Source organism: Candidatus Nealsonbacteria bacterium, from assembly GCA_019923625.1.
In the GTDB taxonomy this organism is placed as follows: domain Bacteria; phylum Patescibacteriota; class Minisyncoccia; order Minisyncoccales; family RBG-13-42-11; genus JAHXGN01.
The window spans coordinates 1-6,230 of record JAHXGN010000012.1; the positions used below are offsets into that span (position 1 = coordinate 1).

General features: G+C 32.0%; 6 protein-coding genes. All 6 read left to right on the plus strand.

Translation table 11 applies throughout. The features are described 5' to 3' along the window. Positions 1–475: 475 nt before the first annotated feature. Positions 476–3,037 (plus strand): ATP-dependent Clp protease ATP-binding subunit, encoded by a 2,562-nt coding sequence (locus KY055_01970; GenBank protein MBZ1345381.1) that lies wholly within the window; start codon positions 476–478, stop codon positions 3,035–3,037. Positions 3,038–3,326: 289 nt separating this feature from the next. Further along, complete coding sequence (gene mraZ / locus KY055_01975; GenBank protein ID MBZ1345382.1) at positions 3,327–3,758, plus strand: division/cell wall cluster transcriptional repressor MraZ; 432 nt, start codon at positions 3,327–3,329, stop codon at positions 3,756–3,758. A gap of 8 nt (positions 3,759–3,766) precedes the next feature. Further along, entirely contained in the window at positions 3,767–4,081 is a 315-nt protein-coding gene (locus KY055_01980; GenBank protein ID MBZ1345383.1) for a hypothetical protein, read from the plus strand. 17 nt (positions 4,082–4,098) lie between these two features. Continuing rightward, positions 4,099–4,404: a hypothetical protein gene (locus KY055_01985; GenBank protein MBZ1345384.1), complete on the plus strand. Its 306-nt coding sequence runs from the start codon at positions 4,099–4,101 to the stop codon at positions 4,402–4,404. Beyond that, on the plus strand, positions 4,337–5,758 hold the full coding sequence (locus KY055_01990) for a penicillin-binding protein 2 (GenBank protein MBZ1345385.1): 1,422 nt from the start codon (positions 4,337–4,339) through the stop codon (positions 5,756–5,758). The genes KY055_01985 and KY055_01990 overlap by 68 nt, the downstream gene beginning before the upstream one ends. Positions 5,759–6,000: 242 nt before the next feature. Beyond that, positions 6,001–6,230 (plus strand): hypothetical protein (locus KY055_01995; protein MBZ1345386.1); only part of this gene is annotated, 230 nt, incomplete at its 3' end.

The window sequence follows — 6,230 nt, forward strand, 5'->3', positions numbered from 1 at the left end:
ATTCCGGACGATGTTTTTGAAGAATTAGAAAAATTTATTGATTAATGGTAAAATACATTTGAACACTAAATTAAAATTTATGCTTTCGGTTTTTCAAATGAAAAACATAGTTATTCCTGGGTTTTCCTGGTATTTTTTTGATGTATTCAAAAATATTTTTCAGGCCTATAAAAACCTTCTTTTGTTTAATTTGGAGTATTTTTCAGTTCTTCTTTTATTGAAGACCCTTTTTTCTCCTTGGCGGAGATATCAGTGGTTTCATGGTCGGGGCTTTGATTTTAAAAAGTATTTAGAGGCCTTCATTTCCAACCTCATTTCGCGGATTATGGGAGCAATAATGAGGACTTTTTTAATTTTAATCGGCATCATTAGTGAGATTTTAATAATTGCGGCCGGAGTAATTATTTTAACGGGTTGGTTGATTTTACCAATTTTATTTTCGGGATTCTACTTACTCTTTCTTAAAAGTTTAACAATGTTTAATTTAAAAGAAGCTAAAATCTATCAGGCGGTTGAATTTGAGAAATTTTTCAAACTGGTTTCAATTCTTAAAAAAATATTCTGGTTTTTGTTTTTCATTGCCATTTTTTTGTTTTTTTACAGACTTTTCGCCCCTTTATTTTTAGGGTTTGCTCCTATAAATTTTTTGGGCTTTTCTTTGATTTTCTTTACCCTGGCAATTTCTTTTACTTTAAAATTAAACTTTTTTGAATCAAAATTAAAAAACCCAAAAACAGGCATCTCCCTTGATAAATTAATTCTAAAACCCCAAGAATATAACTTAGCCGAATTTTTGAGTTTTGAGGTAGCCAAAGCGATTGATAGAGCGATTAAAGCGACTGAAAAAGAAAAAATAAAGGAAATCAATTCTTCCCTTTTCTTTTATTTTCTTTTGGTTGATAATCCCAAATTGAATTTTATATTTTATCGCCTCCTTCTGGATTTAAAAATGATTAAGGAAACACTTTTTGTTTATCTTAAAAGCTTGAAAAATTTGACCGGGACCAAAAACCTGAAACCAATTCTTAGTTTAGATTTTCAAGAAATACTTTTGGAATCATTGAAAATCGCCAATATAAAAAATCATCAAAGAATTGAAATAGGCGATATTTTGACAGCTCTGGCAAAAAAAGATTTAATTTTTCAAAAAATTTTAATTGATGCCGATTTAAAAGTCCCAGATATTGAAAATTCGGTTTGGTGGCTGGAATTTTTAGAAAATAAAATTGAGGAAGAAAAAAAGTGGTGGGAGTGGCAAAATTTAAGAAAAAAAGGTTCTTTAGCCAAAGATTGGGCAGCCGGTTATACGGTTTTATTGGACCAGTTTTCAATTGATATGACAAAATTGATGAGAAAACAAAAATTCCGGGCAATTTTTGCCCATCAAGCAAAAGTAGAGGAAATGGAAACAATTTTGAGTAAAATAGAAAAAAACAATGTTTTGATAATTGGTGAACCGGGCAGCGGCCGAAGAAGTATGATTGAGTCCTTGGCCAATAAATGCGCTTTGGGAAATTCTTTACCAGAATTAAACTATAACCGGGTGGTAATTTTGGACTTAGCAAAAATTTTAAACGTTAGTCAAGATATTAAAGAAACAGAAAGAATTTTAGATAAAATTTTAAGTGAAGTTGTTTATGCCGGCAACATCATTTTAGTTATTGATAATTTAGACAATTATATTGGGGTATTAACTGAAAGAAAATTAGGAATAATGGATATTAGCGGAATCCTTTCTCCTTATTTGGCCTCACCATTTTTTCGGTTTGTTGGTATTACTGCCTTAGAGGGTTTTCACAAAAACATTGAAAAAAATTCTTCTTTCTTGGCTCTTTTTGAAAAAATAGAGGTCTCGGAAATTTCAGAAAAAGAAACCCTTTTAATTTTGGAAGAGAGGGCCCTGAAGTTAGAAATGAAATATAGGGTTTTGATTTCTTATCTCGCCTTAAGAGATATTATTTTTCTTTCTTCAAAATATTTACCAGCTTTTCCTTTTCCAGAAAAAGCCATAAATTTATTAGACGAAGCTGTTGTTTATCTAGCTAGGAAAAAAAAGAAAATACTTTTGCCGAAAGATATCGCTGAAATTATTACCGAAAAAACTCAGATTCCAGTAGGTGAAGTGGAAATAAAAGAAAGAGAAATTTTATTAAATTTGGAAGAATTAATTCATCAAAAAATAATTAATCAAGAAGAGGCCGTAAAAGAAGTTTCTTCCGCTCTAAGAAGGGCTCGGGCTCAAGTGACAATAAAAAAAGGACCAATGGGCTGTTTTTTATTTTTAGGACCAACCGGGGTGGGTAAAACCGAGACAGCCAAGGCATTGGCTGAAATTTATTTTGGTTCAAAAGAAAAGATGATTCGGTTTGATATGTCAGAATTTCAGCTACTTGCTGATATTTCTCGCTTAATTGGTTCCGAGACCCAGGAAGGATTGTTAACTACCAAAATAAAAGATAGTCCTTTTTCTTTGATTTTGTTAGATGAGATTGAGAAAGCCCATCCCAACATCTTAAATTTATTTTTGCAGGTTTTAGACGAGGGTCATTTAACCGATAACTTGGGCCGGAAAGTTAATTTTAAAAATTCAATTATTATCGCCACCTCTAACGCCGGCTATCAAATAATTTTAGAAAGTTTCAAAGAAAAAATTAACTGGTCGGAATGTAAAGCAAAATTGATAGATTATCTTTTTAAAGAAGGAATTTTTAGGCCGGAATTTCTTAATCGCTTTGATGGAGTAATTCTTTTTCAACCATTAACCAAAGAAAATCTTTTAATTATTGCCGAACTATTGCTTGGCGAATTAAAGAAAAATCTTAAAGAAAAGAATATTGATTTTATAATTACCCCCGGCCTTAAAGAAAAAATTATTGAACTGGGTTATAATCCGATTTTTGGCGCCAGAGAAATGAAAAGAGTTATTCAAGATAAAATAGAAAATGTTTTGGCTTTAGCTATTTTATCTCATCAATTAAAAAGAGGAAACAGGGCAGAAATTGATCCCCAAAATTTTAAATTAAAAATTAACTCTTAATTAACCAAGCGATTTATTAATAAACAAAAGTAAGGTTTTAACCTTACTTTTTTGGTTTAAGCGGGTGTGAAGCAGGTAAAGAACCGTAGGTTCTACTACCTTTGCGAAGTAGGGTAAAGAACATAGGTTTTACTACCCTGTTAATTTTCTGTGGAAAAACATCAATTTTTATCGGGATTTTATTAAAATTTTTTTATATTGACCCAAGAGCATTAAAAAAGATAAAGTGAATACAGGTGGGGGGTTGTGGATAATTATGTTAATAAGTGGCAAAAATTGTGAATAATCTATGTTTATTGGCGAATATTTATATTTAATAGATGAAAAAAAGAGATTGGCTGTTCCAGTTAAATTTCGAAAACTACTTGGGAAAAAAGCTGTTATTACCCGAGGAATTGATAACTGTTTAGTAATTTATCCTTTAATTGAGTGGCAAAAATTAGCCCAAAAATTAGAAAACTTGCCAACCAGTCAAGTTGAGGCTCGGGCTTTTGCCAGAATTATGCTATCAGGAGCAGTTGATGTTGGATTTGATAAGTTGGGCAGGGTTTTAATTCCCGATTATTTAAAGGACTATGCTTTTTTAAAAAAGAATGTGGCTGTTTTGGGTCTTTCCAATAGAATAGAAATTTGGGATGAACAAAATTGGCAAAAATACAAAGAAAAAAATGAAAAGGAGGTGGGCAATATAGCTGAAAGATTAAAAGAATTGGGCATTTAAATAAAATTATGAGAAAGTCCTTAATTTTAAATTTAAAATTATTTTTGAATATTTTTTTAATTTTATTGTTTTTTTTACCTCTTTTTTATATTTTTCAAATTAATGATTTTATAGCCCAAAATTATCTTTACCAAAATTACAAAAGGAAATTAAATTCTTTATCCGAAGAAAACAACGAATTGAAAATAGAGTTTGAAAAAAGAAATTCTATGGAAAAAATTGAGAATTTGGTTTCCGGTCTCAATTTTGAAAAAACAAATAAAATTCATTATTTTCAGGTCTTAGAAGGAGGATTGGTTAAAGAAATAATTAGAATCAGATAAAAATAATGAGCGGTTATATGGCTAAATGGCGAATAAATTTAGTTTTAATTTTTATTTTTCTTTTTGGAGCGACTGTTATAGGTCGCTTAATTTATATTCAAATTATAAGGCACGATTATTATCGGGCTCAAGCTTTTGGTCAACAAAAGTTGATTATTCCCGAAAAGGGAGAAAGGGGCAGAATTTTTTTTAGTCAAGGACAAATTTTAGCCACCAATAAAAAAGAAATTTTTTTACATATCAACCCGAGAGAAATTGAAAAAAAAGAGGAAACCGCCCTTATTTTGTCCGAATTGGCTTTTAGAAAGAATAAGGCGAGATAGTTCATTTGTAAGAATAAAAAATAATTTAACCGAAAAAGAAATCCGGGACTTGAAAGAAAAAAAAATAAAAGGAGTTTATTTGGGCAGGGAAGTCAAGAGGATTTATCCCCACAATTCTTTGGCTTCCCAGGTAGTAGGGTTTGTCGGAGGAGATGGGATTGGTCAATATGGATTAGAGGGTTTTTATAATCAAATTTTAGAAGGAGAAAAGGGGTTCAGAAAAAAAACACGGGTTTTCCGGGAATCTCCTTTTATCAATCCTGGTAAAAGAGGGTCTGATTTATTTTTAACCCTTGATTATAATATTCAATTTAAAGCTGAAAGATTATTAGTCCAAGCCAATAACTCTCTTGATTTTGAAAGAGGAACAATTTTAGTTATTTGTCCTCGGAGCGGCAAAATAATTGCCCTTGCCAATTTTCCCAATTTTAACCCGAATCAATATGAACAAGAAAACGATTTTAAAATTTTTAAAAATTCAGCAGTTCAAAGGATTTTTGAACCCGGTTCGGTCTTAAAACCAATTACCATGGCCGCTGCTTTGGAAGAACAAAAAATCACTCCTCAAACAACTTATATTGATGAAGGAAAAGTAAGAATTGGCGGCCATATCATTCGAAATTATGGTAGAAGGGTTTGGGGAGAAAGAACAATGACAGAGGTTTTGGACAGATCAATAAATACCGGAGCAGTATTTGTCCAAAAAGAATTGGGTAATCAAAAATTCTTGGAATATTTGGAAAAATTCGGATTTTTTAAGAAAACCGAAATTGATTTACAAGGCGAGGTTTTTTCCAAAAATAGAGAATTTAAAAGGGGCTATGAAATAAATTTTGCCACAGCCAGTTTCGGCCAGGGAATTGAAATGACACCAATTCAATTAGCCAGGGCATTTTTAGTTATTGCCAACAATGGAAGATTGGTTAGACCATATTTGGTTGAAAAAATTAAGAATGCCGACGGCGAAATAATTAAGACCTCACCCCATGAGCCGCAGCCAGTAGATGAAAATAGAGTAATTTCCGCAAAAACCGCCTCTCAACTAACAACAATGATGGTTAGTTCAGTAGAGAAAGGTTGGGCTAGAAGAGCAAAAATTCCTGGCTATTATCTGGCCGGTAAAACAGGAACCGCTCAAGTTCCCTGGGCAGCCCTGGGAGTAGAAAAAAGAGGTTATTCCGATAAAACCGTTCAGTCCTTTGTTGGCTTTGGTCCGGCTTTTAATCCCCAATTTTTGATTTTAATTACTCTTGATAATCCGAAAACAAGAACAGCCGAGTATTCGGCCGTTCCTCTTTTTAGGGAATTAGCCAGTCATATTATTGGATATTATCAAATTCCCCCAGATTACTAGGCGAAGAAAGATTAAACATATTGTAGATGTCCGACATCTACAGTAGATGTGTAGATGTCCGACATCTACATAATAGACATTTATTCGCTGCGGCTCGGGAAGTTGAAGTATTTTAAGTAAGTCGATGAACTTCGTTCATCTTCACCCTTCGCTATTGCTCGGGTATTTGATATAATGAAATAATATTATAGATTGTAGGTGTCCGACATCTACAATCTTACCATCTACAATCTTACATAATTATGCAAGAACCCTACAATCAAATCAGTCAAGAAAAAGAAGATAAAATAGTTCAAGAAAAAAAGACAGAAATAGATATAGATAAAGGAATAGATATAAACAAAGGAATGATTAAAGAAGTGTTGGAAAAAAAATTAGAAAAAAAAGAAATTTTGACCGAGAAAGAAAAAATTATACGGAATGAATTGTTGGAACAAACGAGCAAAAGAAAATTAGCCCCTCAATTGAAAGA